This window comes from Candidatus Zixiibacteriota bacterium (genome assembly GCA_022865345.1).
Taxonomy (GTDB): domain Bacteria; phylum Zixibacteria; class MSB-5A5; order MSB-5A5; family RBG-16-43-9; genus RBG-16-43-9.
This window is the reverse complement of record JALHSU010000134.1, coordinates 59146-79126: the sequence shown is the minus strand read 5'-3', so window position 1 is coordinate 79126 and position 19981 is coordinate 59146. Positions and strand designations below refer to the sequence as shown.

14 protein-coding genes are annotated in these 19981 nt (G+C 40.7%); all 14 read left to right on the top strand.

From position 1 onward, the window contains the following. The first annotated feature begins 24 nt into the window (after window positions 1-24). The 14 genes from MUP17_06145 (at window position 25) to MUP17_06080 (ending at window position 19957) form a co-directional block, all read left to right on the top strand. Window positions 25-1728 (top strand): S41 family peptidase, encoded by a 1704-nt coding sequence (locus tag MUP17_06145; protein ID MCJ7458554.1) that lies wholly within the window; start codon window positions 25-27, stop codon window positions 1726-1728. A gap of 431 nt (window positions 1729-2159) precedes the next feature. Continuing rightward, on the top strand, window positions 2160-4682 hold the full coding sequence (locus MUP17_06140; protein ID MCJ7458553.1) for a sugar phosphate nucleotidyltransferase: 2523 nt from the start codon (window positions 2160-2162) through the stop codon (window positions 4680-4682). A 574-nt stretch (window positions 4683-5256) separates the two neighbouring features. Continuing rightward, window positions 5257-6843, top strand: a complete 1587-nt coding sequence (locus MUP17_06135; GenBank protein MCJ7458552.1) for an SLBB domain-containing protein — start codon at window positions 5257-5259, stop codon at window positions 6841-6843. A 17-nt stretch (window positions 6844-6860) separates the two neighbouring features. Next, window positions 6861-8132 carry a Wzz/FepE/Etk N-terminal domain-containing protein gene (locus MUP17_06130; protein ID MCJ7458551.1) on the top strand — a complete coding sequence of 424 codons (1272 nt, stop codon included), beginning with the start codon at window positions 6861-6863 and terminating at the stop codon, window positions 8130-8132. A gap of 148 nt (window positions 8133-8280) precedes the next feature. After that, window positions 8281-9024: an N-acetyltransferase gene (locus MUP17_06125; protein ID MCJ7458550.1), complete on the top strand. Its 744-nt coding sequence runs from the start codon at window positions 8281-8283 to the stop codon at window positions 9022-9024. Between the two features lie 18 nt (window positions 9025-9042). Next, on the top strand, window positions 9043-10146 hold the full coding sequence (locus MUP17_06120; GenBank protein ID MCJ7458549.1) for a DegT/DnrJ/EryC1/StrS family aminotransferase: 1104 nt from the start codon (window positions 9043-9045) through the stop codon (window positions 10144-10146). A gap of 44 nt (window positions 10147-10190) precedes the next feature. Beyond that, complete coding sequence (locus MUP17_06115; GenBank protein ID MCJ7458548.1) at window positions 10191-11612, top strand: flippase; 1422 nt, start codon at window positions 10191-10193, stop codon at window positions 11610-11612. Next, a complete protein-coding gene (locus MUP17_06110; protein MCJ7458547.1) occupies window positions 11605-12261 on the top strand; it encodes a class I SAM-dependent methyltransferase in 657 nt (218 codons plus the stop codon). The genes MUP17_06115 and MUP17_06110 overlap by 8 nt, the downstream gene beginning before the upstream one ends. Further along, window positions 12258-13640, top strand: a complete 1383-nt coding sequence (locus tag MUP17_06105) for an O-antigen ligase family protein (GenBank protein ID MCJ7458546.1) — start codon at window positions 12258-12260, stop codon at window positions 13638-13640. The genes MUP17_06110 and MUP17_06105 overlap by 4 nt, the downstream gene beginning before the upstream one ends. A gap of 6 nt (window positions 13641-13646) precedes the next feature. Continuing rightward, the gene (locus MUP17_06100) at window positions 13647-14627 is read left to right on the top strand and encodes a glycosyltransferase family 2 protein (protein MCJ7458545.1); all 981 of its coding nucleotides are present in this window, start codon (window positions 13647-13649) and stop codon (window positions 14625-14627) included. 21 nt (window positions 14628-14648) lie between these two features. Continuing rightward, window positions 14649-15725, top strand: a complete 1077-nt coding sequence (locus MUP17_06095) for a glycosyltransferase family 4 protein (protein MCJ7458544.1) — start codon at window positions 14649-14651, stop codon at window positions 15723-15725. 64 nt (window positions 15726-15789) lie between these two features. Further along, window positions 15790-16872: a glycosyltransferase family 4 protein gene (locus tag MUP17_06090; GenBank protein MCJ7458543.1), complete on the top strand. Its 1083-nt coding sequence runs from the start codon at window positions 15790-15792 to the stop codon at window positions 16870-16872. A gap of 5 nt (window positions 16873-16877) precedes the next feature. Next, window positions 16878-18746, top strand: coding sequence for an asparagine synthase (glutamine-hydrolyzing) (gene asnB, locus MUP17_06085; GenBank protein ID MCJ7458542.1), 1869 nt, complete (start codon window positions 16878-16880; stop codon window positions 18744-18746). Window positions 18747-18781: 35 nt separating this feature from the next. Next, window positions 18782-19957: a glycosyltransferase family 4 protein gene (locus MUP17_06080; protein ID MCJ7458541.1), complete on the top strand. Its 1176-nt coding sequence runs from the start codon at window positions 18782-18784 to the stop codon at window positions 19955-19957. Window positions 19958-19981: the final 24 nt, after the last annotated feature.

The following is a 19981-nucleotide window of genomic DNA, read 5'->3' as shown; positions in this document are numbered from 1 at the left end:
TAAACAGATTTTTCCGGAGTGAATATGCCTGAGATAAAATTGAAAAGCTCAAGTCTGATTCTTTTGGTTATAGTTATCACTGTTCTGGTTTTGGTTCTTAACAGTGCGTTTAGATTTCTGTCTTTTCAGAAATATGATGAGCTGGACGAGGCGGCTTCTCTGATAAGTTCCAATTATGTAGACAAGATAGAGAAAGAAAATTTAATCCGGGATGGGATCAAAGGGATGACATCAGATCTGGACCCTTATTCAGATTATCTGGATAAAAAAGAGCTGGCCGGGCTTTTGGAGGAGAGCAAAGGTGAATTTCAGGGCTTGGGAATGGAGATTGCTGTCAAAGAAGGGTATCCGACAGTTATCTCGCCGATAGAAGACGGCCCAGCCTATAGAGCAGGAATAAAAACCGGGGATAAGATCGTCAAAATAGGAGATCAATCGGCTAAAGATATGTCCGCTGACCAGGCCCAGCAAAGACTAAGAGGTCCAAAAGGTAGCAGGGTTAAGCTCGCGGTTGTTAGAGAGGGAATCAATGATACTCTGGAGTTCAATCTGAAAAGGGACGTGATAGAAATAAGAAGCGTAACCTTTGCAGGGGTGATCGAGGACAGGATTGGGTATGTCAGGTTGACCAGATTTTCGGAAAATGCGCCCACTGAGTTAAGAGAAGCTTTAAAAGAATTGAAAGAGAAGAATATAAGCGGGTTGATCTTAGATTTAAGAGGAAATCCTGGCGGGCTTTTGCAGGAAGCGGTTGGGGTAGCAGAGCTTTTTTTAAAAAAAGGGGAGTTAGTAGTTGAAATAAGGGGAAGAAGAGATCCGGATACCAGGAAATTCTATACCTCTGCCAGGCCTGTTTTTGAGAACCTCCCGATGATCGTCCTGGTTGATTACGGCTCTGCCTCGGCCTCTGAGATCTTGGCAGGTGTCATTCAGGACCAGGACCGGGGTTTGATTTTAGGTGACACCACTTATGGCAAAGGAGCAGTACAGACCCTGTTTGAGCTGAGAGGGGATAAAGGCTTGAAACTGACCACTGCTAAATATTATCTCCCAAGTGGCAGGCTGATTCAAAAGGAGAGAGGAATAAAAGAAGTCTCCGATACTATCACCTCGGCAGAAGAGCAACCCCGTCAGGGTGGTATACCCCTGCAACAACAGACAGAGAAGAAAATTTACCTTACCAGTAAAGGCAGAAAAGTCTATGGGGGTGGAGGGATTGTCCCGGACATAATCATCCCGGATCCGGTTTACCCTCCTTTGATCCAGAAAATTTTTCAGGAGGGATACTTTTTCTATTTCGCGGTTCATTATACTGTCGTACGTCCCGACATCTCAGAGAATTTTCAGGCAGATGAAAAAGTGCTGAGCGATTTCAGGGAATTTCTCAAATCCAAAGATTTAGAATACACGACTGCTTCCGAGTCTGAACTAGAAAAACTGAGGAAAACTATTTCCCAGGAGCAATACCTTTCCTCAAAGAGCGAATCAGGAAGCAGGTTGAAAGAAGCTCTGGACAGATTAGAGTCGATTTTAGAACAGGAGAAGAAAGTTGAGTTCGAGAAGGACAAGAGCCTTTTGAAATGGCAGATCGAGGAGGCTATCCTGACCACTAAGTTCGGACCTAAGGCAAGATATAAACTCTGGTCAAAATACCAGGAGCAGATAAAAAGGGCGGTTGAGATTTTGAAGAATAAAGATGAATACAGTAAGTTTTTGATTCCATCATAGGTTCCCATTAAGGGAAAATTGCAATTTTTTTCCTAAAAAAACCGAATTTCAGCCGATAAACCTAAATGTAAGCTCAAATTTTCCAGCAAATTAGGATTAAAAAGGTATGGAAAACTCCGTTTGTCTCCAGAAAAACAAAAAATGTATCTGGATTGAGGATGGAGTTTTTTTTGTTCTTGTCAGGAGAGCAGAAGTTTTTTAGCAGGGTAGGGGCGTATTGCTCTTCGGCTTGGCTCAGAGCAGTGAGTTTGTCGAACTGCAATACGCCCCTACAAAACAGGTTCGATAAATCGAACCACTACATTCAATATTTGTAGGACTTTAATTTATCAAAAGAATTGATTCTTCATCTGTAGGATTTAAAAACTGTTGATTTTATATTTAAAATCGTTTTATTGTCTTCAATGATAAACAGAAGATAAGGATCAAAGATGAAGACAGTTATAATGGCAGGCGGTTTTGGGACCAGGCTCAGGCCTCTGACCTGCAATTTGCCTAAGCCCATGGTATCCATTGCCAACAAGCCGATGATGGAGCATATCATAAACCTTCTTAAAAAACATAATCTCAAAGATATCGTAGCTCTGCTTTTTTTCCAGGGTGAGGAGATAAAAAATTATTTCGGAGATGGTTCAAAATTCGGAGTGAAGATTGAATACGTAACCTCGACTGAAGATTACGGCACGGCCGGTAGTGTGAAGAATGCTGAGGGGCAATTGTACAACGGATCCGTTTCAGGCGAAAAGGAAAAAGTCTTAGTCATCTCCGGAGACGTGCTTACCGATATCGATTTATCTAAAGCCATAGATTTTCACATTCAAAATAAAGCTTCAGCTACCTTAGTCTTATCCCGGCTGGAAAACCCTCTATCTTATGGAGTGGTCATCACCCGGGAGGATGGCAGAATCTCCCGTTTTCTTGAAAAGCCCACCTGGGGGGAGGTATTCAGCGATACGGTCAATACCGGAATTTATATCCTCGAGCCAGAGGTTCTGGAGAAAATACCTTTTAAAAAGGAATTCGATTTCAGCAAGGATTTATTCCCCCTGATGCTTAAAGAAAATGAAAAACTCTACGGATTCATTTCTCCTGACTACTGGAGAGACGTGGGGAATCTGGATGAATATTCCAAAGCTCATCAGGATATCTTAGAAGGTAAAGTCAAGATAGAAATAGAAGGGAATCTCCTGAAAAGAAAAGAAGCTATGATCTGGGTAGGCAAGAACGTGCAGGTGGGCCAGGAGGTCGAATTCGAAGGCGTGGCAATCTTGGGGAGTAATTCTGATATCGGTTCAAGATCGAAAATCTCAAATTCGGTGATCGGAGAAGGGGTTCATTGCGGAGAAGGGGTAAACATAAACCGCGCGGTCGTCTGGAAGGACAGTTTCATCGGAAATGGCGCAACCTTGATGGAGACAGTGGTAAGCTCGAAGACCATCGTGGGCGAGGGGGCGACCCTTTTAGAGAACTCGATCGTGAGCGATAATTGCATCATAGGTTCAAGAGCCAAGATCAGTGCCAACGTGAAGATCTGGCCTGGGAAAGAGGTCGAATCCGGGGCGATACTTTCCACCAGCCTGGTCTGGGGTGAGAAGTGGAACCGGGAACTGTTTACTGATGCCAAGGTCAGCGGCCTGGGGAACTTGGAATTAACCCCTGAGTTTGCAGTGAAATTGGGCGCGGCTTTCGGAGCTATTTTAGGTAGAGGTGCGACTGTGGTCACCAGCAGGGATACCGGCAAAACCTCCAGGATGACCAACCGGGCAGTCATCTGCGGGCTTTTGTCCTCTGGCGTGAACGTTCAGGACCTCAGAACCCTGCCTATACCGGTGGTCAGATACGAGTTGAAATCTGGAAGAGAACAGGGTGGCATTCACGTCAGGTCTTCACCTTTGGATGACAAAATCATAGACATCATCTTCTTTGATGGAAACGGACAGGACCTTCCGACCTCTAAAGCTAAAGCCGTGGAAAGATTTTTCTTCAGGGAGGATTTTAGGAGAGCCTCGATGGAGGATGTAGGACAACTCGATTTCCCGCAGAGGGTTATCGAATATTATAGAAATGACTTCCTGAAGGGTACAGATACTGAAGCCATAAAAAAGTCGGAGTTTAAGGTGGTTATAGACTATTCATATGGAGGAGCCTCAGAAATATTCCCTTCGATATTAGGGGCTTTAGAATGCGATATTATTTCTTTAAACGCTTATTTAGACCCCAAGAGGTTAGTCCGGAAGGAGGAGGAAGAGATCCAGGCTCTACACCGGCTCTCTTCTATCGTCAAATCTCTGAAAGCAGATGTTGGGTTCCTGCTTGACCCGGGAGCGGAAAAAATATCAGCTGTGGACGAGAAAGGCGAATTTATCCCGGCTGATCTTCTGCTTTTAATAGTCACATCTTTATTCTTAAGCTCTAATAAAGCCCAGAAGATCGCAGTGCCGGTAGTGGCTTCAATGGGAGTGGAAAAGATTGCCTCAGAATATGGAGTCAAAGTAATCAGAGTAAGGAATGACCATTTAGCCATGATGGATGCCTTGAGCTCGTTAAAAGTTGATTTTGTTGGTGGGACAAAAGGCGGGTTCATCTTTCCCGGATTCCAGCTGGGGGCAGATGCAATGTATGATGTGGTCAAGCTTTTAGAGCTTATGGCTAGGGCCAACCGGAAATTTGGCAACCTCAGAGAGGAGTTGGATCGGTTCTACAGGATTACAGAGGAGATTCCTTGTGACTGGAGTAAAAAGGGTCAGGTGATGAGGGAGCTTATCCAGTATACTGAAAAATTTAAAAGAGAACTCATCGATGGGGTACGGGTTTTGTATGACGATTCCTGGATTCTGGTGGTTCCGGATAATAGAAAGGCGAATCTACATATTTACGTGGAGGCTATGGATAAAAGCGTTGCTGAAAAGCTATTTAAGGAATATGTACAGAAAATAGAGGAATGGCAAAAATAAGAAATAAAATGACGAATAACGTATGACGAATTCCGGACGAAAAAAGACAAAGCTGAATTTCTGGTGGACATCCCTCCTTCGATTTCGCTCACAGACTGTGAGTAAAGTCGAACAGTCAGGGGATGTGAGCCTCCCTTCTGACACGGTTCAGGACTATGTCTTCGACCCTGCACTTCGTCGTGAGACTCAGTATCGAACGAAGGCTCAGACCCAAAGGGAGCTTGTCGAATAGTCGAACCCTCGAACTACTTTTCTTCACTCTTTTTGCTCTCATATTTTACTTGACATTCAAGCAAGATTATTTTATTATTTTTCGCAGAATAGCTTACTCTTTTCAGGAGGCAAGGCTTAGAGTATATTTGTTAAAGAGTTATAGTTTTTAGAGATTTTAAAATAGGAAACGGTTTAATCGGAATTTACAGACCCAAGATTATTAGGGCATAACTCTTTAACTTGAGGGAAATGATAATATTATTTTTTCACCGGGTTGCAAATAGGAGAACCTGTCCTAACAAACTCGGTTTTTTTATAAAAGGGTTTTCTTAAATAAAAATTGAGACTTTAAGGACAAAAAATGAGAGCAAAATTGATTTTGAGTCTTTTACTTCTAACGAGCATCTATTCGATTACCTTTGCTCAATATCGGATGGAAACCTTTAACCGGGATACGCTTATTTCCAGACAGACAGAGCTTCCAGCAGGGGAGCAAACTTTAGAGCAGGCTATTGACCCAAAGGAATACGTAATCGGACCAGGAGACGTTCTTTCCATTGTGCTCTGGGATGAGTTCCAGACTACCTACAATTTGAAAGTCACTCCAGAGGGAGAAATTCTTATCCCCCGGGTCGGAAGTCTTCTGGTTTCCGGGAAAACTCTGGAGGAGGTTAAATCCGGAGTTAAGGAAGAAGTTTTAAAAAAGTATAGAAATATCGAGATCACTGTCAGTTTGCTTAATTTAAGAAAGTTCAAAGTCTCGGTAACCGGTGCAGTCGTAAGTCCCGGAGTTTATTCGGCTTATGCTAATGAACGGGTTTCAGAGATAATCCAGAGGGCAGGAAGGGTACTGCCTAACTCTACTACCAGGAACATAATCCTCAAGAGGAACGATGGGTCGCAGAAGAAGATAGATATCCTGAGATTTTTAAAAACTGGGGATAATGAACGGAACCCTTATGTCCTGGATGGTGACATCATCTATGTTCCTTTAAAGGACATTGCTATGTATTATGGGATTTATGGAGCGGTTAAAGACCCAGGGGAATATGAATATTCTGAAGATGATAGCTTGTTAGATTTGATAAACTTAGCCGGAGGGTTGGAGCCGGATGCTGATTTATCCAAAACCGAGATAGTCAGGTTTGCTTCCGACAATAAGAATACTCAAACCTTCAAAGAAGATTTAACTCCGCTTTTCATTGCCGGTAACCGGGGGAAAAACATACCTCTGATCCCGGGTGACAGGTTTTTTATCCGTTCTACCCCTGATTTCAAGGAGAAAAAACAGGTCAACATTAATGGAGAGGTTCTTTATCCCGGGGTTTATGCAATTGAGGAGGGGAAGACGAGACTTTTAGATTTAATCAGCCTGGCTGGTGGATTTACAGAAGAGGCTTCCTTAGAAGAAGCAGAGATGATCAGAGAATATATTCCTGAAAAACCTGATCTGGAATATGAGAGGTTGAAAAAAATCCCGGTTGCGGATATGAAAAGCTACGAGTATGAATATTTCAAGACCAAGTCCAGAGAAAGACCAGGCAGGGCCTCAATAGATTTTGTTAAGCTTTTTAAGGGTGGAGATCCGGAGGAAAATATTCTGTTAATAGATAAGGATGAGGTCTTTATTCCAAGGAAAAATCTGGCGGTAAAGGTTACCGGCAGCGTTGTTAACCCCGGTTTTTTGAGTTATGAGCCAGGGAAGGATTATAGTTATTATATCAAAAAAGCAGGTGGCTTTTCGTGGAGAGCAAGTACGGGGAAAGTTAAATTAATCAAGAGTACAACCGGAGAGTGGAAAAAGCCTGACAGGAGTATAGAGCCAGGAGACGTTATCTGGGTACCAGAAAAGTCAGAGAAAAGCTTCTTGAGTACTTTTAAAGATGTGATAACAGTGATAAGCAGTGCAGCCACTCTTTATTTGGTCATAAATAATGCCACCAAATAAGCTTTTTTAAAAAATAAATGGTAGAAGAAAAATCAAATAATCCTGAATCTACCTCCACAGAACTGGAGAATATAAATCTCTACAGTTATCTTGCCGTTTTAGTCAAATACAGACGGTTCATTTTTTTCAATTTCATTTTTATTTGTTTTACAGTTGGCCTGCTCTCCCTTTTTCTGCCTAACTGGTACCGGGCTAAAACTACCCTTTTACCTCCGGAAAAAGGCAGTCTGGGAGTGGGGATTAGCAGTTCACTATTAGGTGAATTCTCTACATTAAGCGGGTTAAGCCTTCCGATGACCGCGACCCCATCTGATGTTTTCGCGGCGATACTTAAGAGTCGGGCAGTAGTGGAACCGGTGGTCCAGCAGGAAAACCTCCTAAAAGTTTACGGGGTAAGCAGGATGGAGGATGGTCTGATGGAATTCTTTTCCCATCTTCAGGTGAAAGTGGAAAGTGAGGGGATTATCTCAATTGAATTCGAGGATAAAAATAAAGACCGGGCTGCACGGGTGGCTAACCTCTTGGTAGAAGAACTGGATCGGGTAAACAGGATGACCAGCACCTCAAAGGCCAAGAACGCCAGAATCTTCATTGAGGAAAGACTGAGCCAGACCCAGACGAATCTGAAGGCGGCTGAGGATAGTCTAAGGAGTTATCAGGAGAGGAATAAGGCTATAGTCCTTGACGAGCAGATGAAAGCCGCTGTTCAGGCAGCAGCAGAATTAAAAGCCGAGATGACCTCGGCGGAGATCCAGATGAACGTGCTGGGCAAAAATATGTCGCCTGATCATCCGCAGATCCAGCAGTTGAAATCCAGGATAAATGAGATTAAAAGGCAACTGGGCATGTTGGAATCCGGTTCTGAAAACACCAAAGACAAGAATGTCCTGGGTGTCACTTTTTCACAGGTTCCCTCTTTAAGCTTAGAGCTGGCTCGTCTTACGCGCGAGGTCAAAATCCAGGAGAAGCTGTTTGAGCTTTTGACCCAGCAGTATGAGCAATATAAAATTGAGGAAACCAAGGACACTCCCACGGTTCAGGTGCTGGACAAAGCTTCGCCGCCGGAGACTAAATACAAACCCAAACGGGCAGTCATGGTATTAATAGCTGGAATAGTTAGCTTGTTTTTAAGTGTAATTTTTTCTTTTAGCCTGGAATATATTGAAAGGACTAAGAGAAAACAGCCGGAGGATTATAGAAAGATGGAAGAGATGATCTCCTTAGTAAGGAAGGACTTAGCGAGCTTAAAGAACATACTGAATTTTAGAAAGAGCAAAAATCAGGAGTAAAAAGTAAGACGTAAGATGAGAGACGGGAGACGCAAAAAGTAAAACCATAGGGCTCCGCCTCTGGTGGAGCGATAGCGACCCTGAAAGGGTCGCACTACGAAAAAAAGCAAACCTAAAGGTTTGCCCTGCAAGATGACCAGGAGTAAGGATGCAAAACTATATAGATCCCAAGGCTGAATTGGGTGAAAAGACAAAAGTCGGCTGGTACACGGTGATCTGGGAAGAAGTCCAGATCGGTAAGGAATGTGTAATTGGGAACAATGTGACAGTTTATCCGGGAACTGAAATAGGTGATTATGTGAGGATTGATGATAATACTGTAATTGGCAAGAATCCGATGAAAGCTGCAAGGAGTGCTACTACTAAAGAGCAGGAGCTTCCTCCAGCGAAAATAGGGGATAACTCTATAATCGGAACCTCAGTAGTCATATACCGGGGCGCAACTCTTGGAAAAAAGGTGTTGGTAGCTGACCTGTCCACAGTCAGGGAGAATGTAACAATTGGAGATTTCACCATAATAGGAAGAGGGGCAGCCATTGAGAATTTATGCAAGATTGGCTCCTATTGCAAACTGGAGACCAATGTCTACATAACAGCTTATTCCGAATTGGAGGATTACTGTTTTATCGCACCGTGTGTGGCTACCAGTAATGATAACTATATGGGGAGAAGCAAGGAAAGGTTCAAGCATTACAAGGGAGTGACTGTCAAGAAGGGCGGCAGAATCGGGCTTAATGCTACCATCCTTCCGGGCAAGGTGATTGGAGAAGATTCACAGGTGGCTGCAGGTGCAGTGGTCACCAAAGATACCCCTTCCAAAAAGATAGTCCTGGGATCTCCTGCGAAAGTTATGAAAGACGTGCCCGAAGATCAGCTTTTGGAAAATCAATAGAAAAATCTGGAGGAGAAAATGAAAGTCCCGTTTCTGGACCTGAAAAGGGAGTATGCCTCTATTAGAAAAGAAATCGATCAAGCGATCTCTGAAGTGTTGAATCATACCCAGTTCATACTGGGACCAGAGGTAAAGACTTTGGAGGAACAAATCGCCCGGTACTGCGAGACCAAATATGCTATCGGAGTTGCCTCAGGCACAGATGCCCTGCTTTTGTCTCTAAGAGCTTGTGGGGTTGAGCCAGGGGACGAGGTTATTACTTCGACTTTTTCCTTTTTCGCCTCAGCCGGTGTGATCGCCAACCTGAAAGCCAAGCCGGTTTTTGTAGATATTGATCCTTTCACATATAATATAGATCCAGATCAAATCGAGAAAAGGATCACCAAAAAGACCAAGGCAATTATGCCGGTTCATCTTTTCGGGCAGAGTGCAGATATGGACCCGATCTTAGCTTTAGCAAAAAGGCATAAGATAAAAGTAATCGAGGATGCCGCCCAGTCCATCGGCGCAATGTATAAAGGAAAAAAAGCTGGCTCAATAGGGGATGCTGGGTGTTTTAGTTTCTACCCTTCAAAGAATTTAGGTGGGGCAGGGGATGGTGGAATGGTGGTAACCAATGATCCAGATTTAGCAGAAAAATTAAGACTTTTGAGAGTACATGGTTCCCAAACCAAATATGTTCATTCAATAGTCGGATATAATAGCAGATTAGACACTCTGCAGGCAGCAATCTTGAAGGTTAAGCTTAAATATCTGGATTCCTGGCATGAAAAGAGACGGGAAAACGCAGCTTACTATGACCGTGCCTTTAAGGAGATGGACCTGATTACGCCCAGGGTGGAAAGTTTCAATTATCATATTTATAACCAGTATACCATTGCAGTCAAAGACCGGGAAAAACTGAAAGAGCATTTAGCTCAAAATCAGATAGGCTTTGATACTTACTACCCGCTCCCTTTACATCTGCAGAAATGTTTTGAGGATTTAGGGTACAAAAAAGGCGATCTTCCAAATGCAGAGAAAAAAGCCCAGGAGGTCCTCTCGATTCCAATTTATCCGGAGCTAAAAAGAGAGGAACAAGATTTTGTAATAGAGAAGATAAAAAAGTCTATAAGCACATAAACCGATTTTCAATAAATAGATTTAGAAGACCTGAACCTTTCCCATTGACTACTTCTAAAAAAATTCTAAGAAATTTTTCTTTTTTACTAGGTGCGGATCTTATCACTAAAGCTTTAGGCTTTATAAGTGTCATATATTTAGCGCGGGTACTGACTGTAGAAGGTTTTGGAAAGATAGAATTTGCTCAAGCCATAATCATATATTTTGTTTTACTAGTAAATCAAGGTCTGGATCTATGGGGTGTTCGGGAAATTGCAAAAGGGCAAGAGAAAATTAAGGAAATAGTCAACAATGTGCTTAGCATAAGATTTTTTTTATCTCTTCTGGCTTATGGATTACTGGTTATCTTCGTTTTACTTATAAATAAACCCTGGGACATTAAACAGCTCATCCTTATATATGGGTTAAGTATTTTCACCTTTTCATTTACCCTTAATTGGTTTTTTCAAGGTATTGAGCGAATGGAATTTATAGCCTTGGGACAGCTGATGAATCAACTGCTTTATGTTGGAGGCATTTTTATAGTTGTGAAAAATAGCTCTTATGTCTTCCAAGTTCCACTGATAAAAGTTATCGCAGCTTTTTTCTCTTTATGCCTTTTGGCTCTTTTATTTTTCAAGCTCAATGGATCATTTAAACTGAGTTTGAATCCTTCAGCCTGGAAAGAAATCTTCAAACAATCACTGCCTATGGGGTTTTCCTTAGTAGTGATCCAGATATATTATAATTTAGATACCATTATGCTGGGTTTTATGAAGGGGGTAACGGTGGTAGGTTGGTATAATGCAGCTTATAAGATAGTTCTGGTATTTGTCGGTTTCGCTTCTCTGTTTGGAACCGCGGTATTCCCAGTACTTTCGAGATGCTATAAGGAGTCTTTAGACCAGTTTCGGAAATTTGTGCTTCAATTTTCACGACTGACTATTTTTTTTGGACTTCCTATTGCTGTAGGTGGAACGATCTTGAGTGACCAAATCATTCGATTTGTTTACGGGTCAGCTTATCAGTCTAGCATACTGCCGCTTCAAATCTTAATCTGGAGCGTTTTTACGGTTTATTTCAATTGCTCCTTTGCATTTTGTTTGCTGGCAAGCGATAGACAGAAAGAATATATGTACAGCGTTTTAATTGGCGCTGTGGTCAATTTAACCTTAAACCTAATACTTATACCAAAATATAGTATGTTGGGCGCAAGCATTGCAACCATAGTATGTGAGGTAGTCACTCTGGGATTAATTCTCTTTTATTCAGGAAGAATAGTGAAATCCATTCCCTGGATCGATCTTTTAAAAGTACTTGGTTCTTCCTCTCTTATGGGTCTGGTTCTATATTCTCTTTCTGGGAACCTTCTAATTAAAGTGTTCATAGGAATGGCTGTTTATTTAGGAGCCATGATCATTCTTCGAGGGATTCATAGAGAAGATGTTATATGGCTAAAGCAAATCATAAGGGCTCCGCATGAATAAAGAGGATATCTATAAAGAAAAAAACAATAACTATTATGGTCTTATAAGACATGACTTGATCCAAATGATTGAGGGTAATGGCAATAAGATTTTGGATGTTGGGTGTGGGGAGGGTTTTACCGGTTCCGAGTTGAAGAGGACTGGTAAGGCTAAAGAGGTCATAGGAGTAGAGATATTTGAACCTGCAGCCTTAAAGGCTAAAGAAAGATTAGATAAGGTCATAGTTGGAGACATTCAGGTGATATCTCTTCCCTATCCCGATAGGTATTTTGATTATATAATATTTGGCGATGTGCTTGAGCATCTTTCTGACCCATGGGGTACCTTGAGAAAACTGAAGAGATACCTATCCTCTTCTGGTTTTGTGATTGCCAGCATACCTAATATAACTTACTGGGAGATATTAAAAGATATGATCTTTTTAGATAAGTGGGAGTACGTGGATGCAGGGATTCTGGACAGAACTCATCTAAGGTTTTTCACCAGAAAAAGTTTGATTGATTTATTTCAAGGGTCTGGTTTGGAGATTAAAGAGTTGATACATCATATCCCTCCTAGATTCATAAACAAGATAGGAAATCTTATGACCCTGGGTGGTCTTAAAAGGTTTTTCACTGCCGGCTATTTTATTAAAACGAGAATAAAATGAGAACCTGGATTGAGAGATTTGATTTTAATTTATCAAGAAAACAGTTACTAACGATTTTCATAATAGATCTTGCCATAATCTTGCTTGTATTTCTTTCTGCTTTGAGAGGGTCCATCTATTTGTTTTTACCGTTGGTCATAGGGATTTCCTTTGTACTGCTTTTAAATTACAAGTTGAGTGTATATTTATTATTAATCAGCTTATTTATAAGATATGACATTTATTTTATGGGTAAGTTTTTTGTGCCGATTGATTTGATTAGTCTAATTTTAGTGTTTTCTTTTTTAGGGTATTTCTTGACTTCCAGGTCACTGATTTTCAGGGGAACCCCATTGGATAAACCTATTTATCTCTTTCTTGTTATCCTTGGACTTTCTCTGGTAAATACGGTTGATTTCAGCAGCGGAATTAGAGTTTATATCTGGCATCTGCAGGTTTTTGTAATCTTCTACTTGGTGAGCTGGGGTATAGATTCAGGGGAGGTTCATAGGTTTTTAAACTTCTTTTTGGGTCTGGCTTCCCTGCACACCATCTATAGTATATTTCAATTCTGGCATGCGTCAGGCAAGGTAAGAGCTTTCGGACTTGGTGGGCCAAACGTTGCAGATCTTATTATAGGAGGACTCATAATCTCTTATTCGTTTTATCTTTTTGAGCCTTTGCCCAAAAAAAGGCTGACCTATGGCTTAATTTTTCTTCTTCTCCTGGGAGGGCTTTTTGTTACTCAGACCAGAGGTGCCATGATAAGTTTTGTTCTAATTTATCTACTTCTAAGTTTCATTGCTCTTAAGAAAGCTGGAAGTGTGGGTTTTTTATTCTCCAAGCAAAGGGTTTTGGTTTCGTTGTCTTTGGTTTTGCTGGTGATGGCGGTCTTATTTTTGAGTTACCCTGAGCTTTTAAAGAGAGTGCATCATGGACTCTATTACTTGCCAGGTAGATATGTGGAAACTACTGAGATACGTTTGTACCTTTGGAGTTTGGCTGTGAAGTCTTTTCTGCACAATCCAGTTCTGGGAATTGGCTTAGGCCAGTTCTACAATCTATCCCAGGTTTTTCCGGAACTTAGATTTTCCCCCTTAGTTTTTTATATATATGGATTAGACCCTCATAACATAGTCCTATATTATCTTTCCTCTGCTGGCATTTTGGGAATTTTGGCTTTATTCTATTTTTTCTTTTCCGTCTTAAAAATTGGCTGGGCAAAGTTTAAATTATCTTTAACCCCTCAGGATACGAGCATAACTTTTGCACTTCTGGGGATTGTCCTCTTCGTTTTCATCTCCTCTTTTTATGCCGGGGAGTGGTTTTACCGAGTAAGCGGAATTGAATTTCTCTTTTTTTTAGGTCTGCTCAACGTTTTTAAACCAAAAGCCGAGTAACCGCAGATGGATTCATACAGTTCAGATTTACATCACATCCAGAATACTTATAGACTTTCGATAATTATAGTCAATTACAAAGCTTCATTTTTCTTGCTCCGGTGCCTTTCTTCTATTTATGAGAAAGTAGAGGATATTGATTTTGAGGTTATAGTGGTGGATAATGCTTCAAATGATAATAGTCCGCAGAAAATTAAGGAGAACTTCCCTAAGGTAAGGCTAATAGCCAATTCAGTGAATTTAGGTTTCTCGAAGGCTTGTAATCGGGCTTTAAGGGAGATAAGCAGTGAATATATCCTACTTTTGAATCCTGACACTGAGATTCTAGATTCAAGTCTAAAGGAGATGATAAGATTTCTGGAAGAAAACCCAGAGGTGGGCATCTTGGGCTGTAAGATCCTCGATGAGAAGCAAAAGGAACAAAGAACTGCCTTCCCTCGGCGAACAGTTTTGAGAGAAATACTAGATATTGTTCCTTATATGAAATTGGAAAGGATTTTGCCAGAGTATTGGACTGATCGTCTTTATGATAAGTTGATCAAAGAAAGCGAAGACCCATTTGAAGTATTCTGGGTAACGGGAGCCTGCCTTTTGGTCAGGAAAAGGGTTCTGGATGAAATAGGTCTCTTTGATGAGAACCTTTTTCTTTTCTCTGAAGATGTGGACTTTTGCTGGAGAGCCCAAAGAAAAGGATGGAAGGTGATCTATTTTCCCCAGGCAAAGATCGTCCATATAGTGGGCGGAAGCTCTTTAGAGGATGCGGAATCTTTTTACGTTCGGCTTTTTCATTCATATGTCAGAAGAACTTACTTCGGAAGAAAGTATTATAGTAAGTTAGGAAACTTTTTAATAAGAATAGTTATGCTTATTGACCTATTAACTCGCCTGGCTTATATTAAGCTTAGATTCGATAAGGATAGCTCTTTAGAAAGGAAAAAGGCAAAGCTGAAAGCTTATCAAGAAGCTCTGAAAGCTATAATTTTTTAAGATTTGGTTCAAAAAAAGTCTATGAGGATCACATTTGTATTGCCTGGCTGGGCAAGGTTTCCGGTAGGTGGTTTTAAGATGGTATATAGTTATGCTAATTGCTTAGTAGATAAGGGGCATAAAGTTCGCATAGTTCATACGCTCAGGTTCGACAGGGGGAATATGAATATATGGAAGAAACTTTTAAGATTGGCATTCTGGTCAAAGACCTTCCTTAGTAGAAAAGCTGAGCCAGGTTGGTTCAAACTCTCTCCGGAAGTAGAAAGTACAGTGGTGCTTGATCTCGATGATAGTAATATCCCTTCAGCTGATGCTGTCATAGCTACGGCTTGGTCAACTGCTGAGAACGTAAACAGATTAAGCCCAGATAAAGGAACTAAATTTTACTTTATTCAAGGGTATGAAAACTGGGATACGGAAGATGTAAAAGTAAATGCTACCTTTAAGCTTCCTCTTAAAAAGATTGTGGTTTCAATCTGGCTTGAAAAGATGCTTAAAAGTATGAACGAAGAACCAATAGCTTGTATACCAAATGGTTTAGATTTTGATTTTTTTAAAATTATTAGGCCAGTTGAAGATCGGCTTCCTATAAAAATAGGAATGTGTTATTCAATTTATGAGTGGAAGGGCTCTAAGGACGGGATCGAAGCATTAAAAAATGTAAAGGAAAGATTTCCTCAGCTTCAAGCTATCTTCTTCAGTGTATGTTCACGAAACTCAGAAATACCTTTCTGGATTGAATATCGGAGAAACCCGTCGCCCTCTCAGCTTGTAGATATTTACAACAGTTGTAGTATCTTCATAAATCCAAGCTGGTCTGAAGGCTGGGGATTGCCTGCGGCTGAGGCTATGGCCTGTGGATGTGCGCTCATAAGCACAAGGAATAAGGGAGCAGAAGAGTTTGTGAAAGATCAGGAGATAGGACTGCTAACAAAAGTTGGAGATCCAGAAGATATGGCCGAGAAGATTATTAAATTAATAGAGAATCAGCCTCTACGCCTAAAGTTAGCCCTAACTGGAGCAAACTTTATAAAAAAATTTGACCTTAAGGAATCAGCTAAGGAGTTTGAAGAGGCTATTCTGTCTAATCTGAACTGAAAGTAGAGTCTTTTCACAGAGTCATTTTATTTAACTGTAAGAAAAAGTTTCAAGTAAATCCAAGGTGAGAATACTTTTCTGGGTGCCATATCCCAAAGAGGGGCAGAGCAACAGGTTCAGGGTAGAGCAGTATTTGCCTTATTTGTCTGCAGCAGGGATTGATTATTCAGTACGCCCTTTTGTCTCCTCTGAATTTTACCGCATACTTTACGAGCCTAATAGATGCTGGCTTAAAATTTATTTTTTTATCAAGAGTTTCCTGAAAAGAATAATTGACCTTCTCAGTACATCCAAATATGACCTGGTTTTCGTTCACCGGGAGGCTTTTCCTTTTGGTCCCCCTTTTTTTGAAATATTGTCATCTAAACTTTTTAGCAAACCCTTAGTTTATGATTTCGACGATGCAATTTTTTTAGGGGAAAGAAGCGAGGCTAACCGAGCCATATCTTTTTTAAAGAATCCAGGAAAAGTTGCCAGGATTATCAGTCTTTCACAGCAGGTGATAGTAGGAAACAATTATCTGAATGAATATGCTGAACAATTTAACAAAAACATAACCGTGATTCCCACCCCTATAGATACAGAAAAATACAAACCATTTAATTCTTCACATAAGAAAAATGGAATTGTAGTAGGTTGGATTGGAAGCCACAGCACGGCAGAATATCTTTTAGAATTAAAAGACGTTTTCCAGAAATTAAAAAAGGAGAATTCAGGTTTGGTCATCAGATTAGTAGGAGCGGAGAGATATGAAAAGCAATTGCCTGGCACAGAATGTCGTGCCTGGAAATTGGAAGAGGAGATTGAAGAGCTAGGTTCCTTTGATATAGGTTTAATGCCTATGCCGGATAATGCGTGGACTAGAGGCAAATGCGCTTTTAAACTTCTGCTCTATATGAGCATGGGAATTCCCGCTGTCTGCTCACCTGTGGAAATGAACAAAGAGATTATCAAAGATGGCGAGAACGGATTTTTAGCTTCCTCTCCTGAGGAATGGTTTGAGAAAATCCAAACCTTAATAAAAGATCAAGACCTGAGAAGGAGAATAGGAGTTCGGGGACGTAAAACCGTAGAAAGTAAATATGCCTTGGACGTCTGGGCTCCGGTTTTTATTAAAGTCTTGAATAAAGCAATTGAAAGGCAATAACGGCTATGTGCGGGATCTGTGGGATACTCTATTTTTCACCTGACAGGCAGGTTGAAAAGGGGATTTTGAGCCGGATGACCTCGCGGCTGGTTCATCGGGGTCCGGATGAAGAGGGCTTCTACCTCAATGGAAGCCTGGGCTTGGGTATCCGAAGGCTTTCGATAATTGACTTAGAGACCGGTTCCCAGCCAATTTTTAATGAGGATAAAACCAAAGTCATTGTTTACAATGGTGAGATCTATAATTTTTCTGAAATACGGCAAGAGCTGGTTTTAAAAGGACATAATTTCAGAACCAGGTCTGATACTGAGACTATAGTTCATTTATATGAGGAAAACCCTTTAGATTTCGTTAATAAGCTAAATGGGATTTTTGCATTTGCCCTGTATGATTCGGAAGAAAAAAAATTGATCTTAGCTCGCGATCATGCGGGTATAAAGCCACTTTTCTATTACTCAGACAAGGAAAAATTTATCTTTGCCTCTGAAATAAAATCACTTCTGGCTTACCCCGGAATCTTTACACAGATAAGCCCGGAAGGCCTTTTAGCTTATCTTTCTTTAGGATACGTCCCTCAGCCTGAGACCATTTTAAAAGGTATCAAAAAATTATCCCCGGGACATATGCTTCGGGTAAGTTCTTCATCGATTAAAAACATACCTTATTGGACTTTAAACTATAAACATGATCAAAAGGAGATTTCCCGGGAAGAACAGGTTGAGAGGTTAAGGGATTTATGGAGGAAAGTTATCAAAAGGCAGCTGGTATCAGATGTGCCGATAGGTGTTTTGTTAAGCGGAGGTTTAGATTCAAGTTTAGTAGTGGCTTTTGCTTCAGAGGTATCTTCTGCACCTATTTCAACTTTCACGGTAGGATATGAGGGGATGGGTTATTACGATGAAAGGCCTTCAGCCAGAGTGATTGCCGAAAGATTCAATACGCTTCATCATGAGTTTATAATAAAACCTGAGATTAAGGATGATCTCCCGCGTATCGTTTATTTTTTAGATGAACCCATGGCTGATTCCTCTGTTCTGCCAACCTACTATATCAGCATGAAAGCCAGAGAACAGGTTAAAGTGGTCTTGACCGGCACAGGGGGAGATGATATTTTTGCTGGGTATAGAAGATATTATCCTCTTCCTCTGGGGAACTTGGCTTATTGCTTTTTAAGTAAAATTTTTGCTCCTGTTCTTAAAAATTTTAACTTCTCCAGAAAGACCAGAATAGGGGAGTATCTTCTCCTATTAAAAAAATTCTTTATTACTCTTGATTCTCAGGAAGAAGAACGATATTTTAAAATAATGTCGATCTTTCAACCAGAGGAGATAAAAAAGATTTTTAAAGGAGCAATTAAAATCGAAAATCCTTTCTTAAGTTATTTTGATAAGATGAAAACTGAAGAACGCTTAAATCAGCTTCTCTTTGTAGATTTTCATACCTATTTGACAGATGACCTTTTAGTCAAGGAAGACCGGATGACTATGGCCTGGAGCTTAGAGGGACGAGTTCCTTTCTTAGATAAAGAGTTGATTGAATTTGCTTCACAGCTTCCTTCTTCCTTGAAACTGAAAGGTAAAGAAACCAAGTATATCCTTAAACTGCTGGCTCGAGCCGAGCTTCCTGAAGAGATCATCAGAAAACCTAAACACGGGTTCGCCTTCCCGATTGAGGATTGGTTAAGAAAGGACTTGAAAGAGATGAGTTTTGACCTGCTTTTATCCTCTGATAGCCAGCTTGGTAGCTTTTTAGAGCGGAGAGAGATAAAAAGAATGATAGAGGAGCATCAGTCTAAAAGAATGGATTATGGACCTCAGATTTGGGCTCTATTGCTTCTGGAGCTGTGGTTTAAACAGGTCAAAGAGAATTTTTGATTAATAGATGTTGTTTCTTGGAAAATCTTTTGCTTATGAAAAGAATCAAAGTTTTAAGAATAATAACCAGGCAGAATATCGGCGGGCCAGCCTTTCACACCATTCTTTTGACTTCACACCTGGATCATAACAGGTTTGAAAGCATCCTGGTAAAAGGAAGTGAAGGAAAAGATGAGGGGGATATGGATGAGCTGGCTAAGAGTAAGAAGATTGAGCTGATCTACGTCAAAGAATTAAGCCGGGAAATATCCTTGAGAAAAGACCTGATTGCTTTGTGGAAGTTATATCGGATAATTAGAAGGGAAAAACCAGATATCGTTCATACTCATACTGCTAAAGCTGGAACCCTGGGCAGATTTGCAGCCAGGTTAGCTGGAGTTCCCATAGTCGTGCATACATTTCACGGAAATATTTTTGAGGGATATTTTAGTTCTTTGAAGAGCAAGTTATTTTTAAATATTGAGAGGTTGCTCGCCTCTTTAAGCAGTAAGGTGATTGCTATAAGTCATTCTCAGAAACAAGCGCTTTTGAAATACAAGATCTGTAATCCAGGCAGAATAAGCTGTATTCCTCTGGGTTTGGAACTTGAGCCTTTTTTAAATTCTGAAAAGAAAAAAGGGATTTTTCGTAAGGAATTGAATTTAGATGAGGGTATTCCTTTAATTGGAATAGTGGCCAGGCTTGTTCCGATAAAAGGGCATATTTACTTCCTGGAAGCGGCTAAACTCGTCAGTCAAGATTTCCCTTCTGCCAAATTTATTGTTGTTGGCGATGGAGAGCTGAGAAAAAAACTAATGGATTTAGTCACAGATTTGGGAATCAAGGATAAAGTTATTTTCTGCGGTTTCAGAAAGAATCTTACCGATATTTATGCGGACTTAGATATTGTGGTCCTCTCTTCCCTAAATGAAGGACTCCCAGTTAGCATAATTGAAGCTTTAACAGCAAAAAAAGCTGTGGTTGCTACTGAAGTTGGAGGGGTAAGAGATCTGGTGGAGAACCGGGTTACAGGTATTCTTGTGCCCAAGCAGGATTCGAAAAACTTAGCCCAGGGGATGTTATATCTGTTAAGGAATCCACAAGAAGGTCTAAAATTTGGAGAAAATGGTAGGAAAAAGGTCTATCCAGCATTAAATTATACAAGACTGGTTTCAGATATTGAAGAATTATATGAGGATTTAGTCGCGAAGAGAGGTCTCAGCAGATTCTGATGTGGGCAGAACTTTCTAAGGGTA

Coding starts and splice junctions, on each gene's coding strand:
- MUP17_06100 (MCJ7458545.1), top strand. CDS start 13,647: ATGGATTCATACAGTTCAGATTTACATCACATCCAGAATACTTATAGA.
- MUP17_06110 (MCJ7458547.1), top strand. CDS start 11,605: ATGAATAAAGAGGATATCTATAAAGAAAAAAACAATAACTATTATGGT.
- MUP17_06140 (MCJ7458553.1), top strand. CDS start 2,160: ATGAAGACAGTTATAATGGCAGGCGGTTTTGGGACCAGGCTCAGGCCT.
- MUP17_06130 (MCJ7458551.1), top strand. CDS start 6,861: ATGGTAGAAGAAAAATCAAATAATCCTGAATCTACCTCCACAGAACTG.
- MUP17_06105 (MCJ7458546.1), top strand. CDS start 12,258: ATGAGAACCTGGATTGAGAGATTTGATTTTAATTTATCAAGAAAACAG.
- MUP17_06135 (MCJ7458552.1), top strand. CDS start 5,257: ATGAGAGCAAAATTGATTTTGAGTCTTTTACTTCTAACGAGCATCTAT.
- MUP17_06145 (MCJ7458554.1), top strand. CDS start 25: ATGCCTGAGATAAAATTGAAAAGCTCAAGTCTGATTCTTTTGGTTATA.
- MUP17_06125 (MCJ7458550.1), top strand. CDS start 8,281: ATGCAAAACTATATAGATCCCAAGGCTGAATTGGGTGAAAAGACAAAA.
- MUP17_06080 (MCJ7458541.1), top strand. CDS start 18,782: ATGAAAAGAATCAAAGTTTTAAGAATAATAACCAGGCAGAATATCGGC.
- MUP17_06120 (MCJ7458549.1), top strand. CDS start 9,043: ATGAAAGTCCCGTTTCTGGACCTGAAAAGGGAGTATGCCTCTATTAGA.
- asnB (MCJ7458542.1), top strand. CDS start 16,878: ATGTGCGGGATCTGTGGGATACTCTATTTTTCACCTGACAGGCAGGTT.
- MUP17_06095 (MCJ7458544.1), top strand. CDS start 14,649: ATGAGGATCACATTTGTATTGCCTGGCTGGGCAAGGTTTCCGGTAGGT.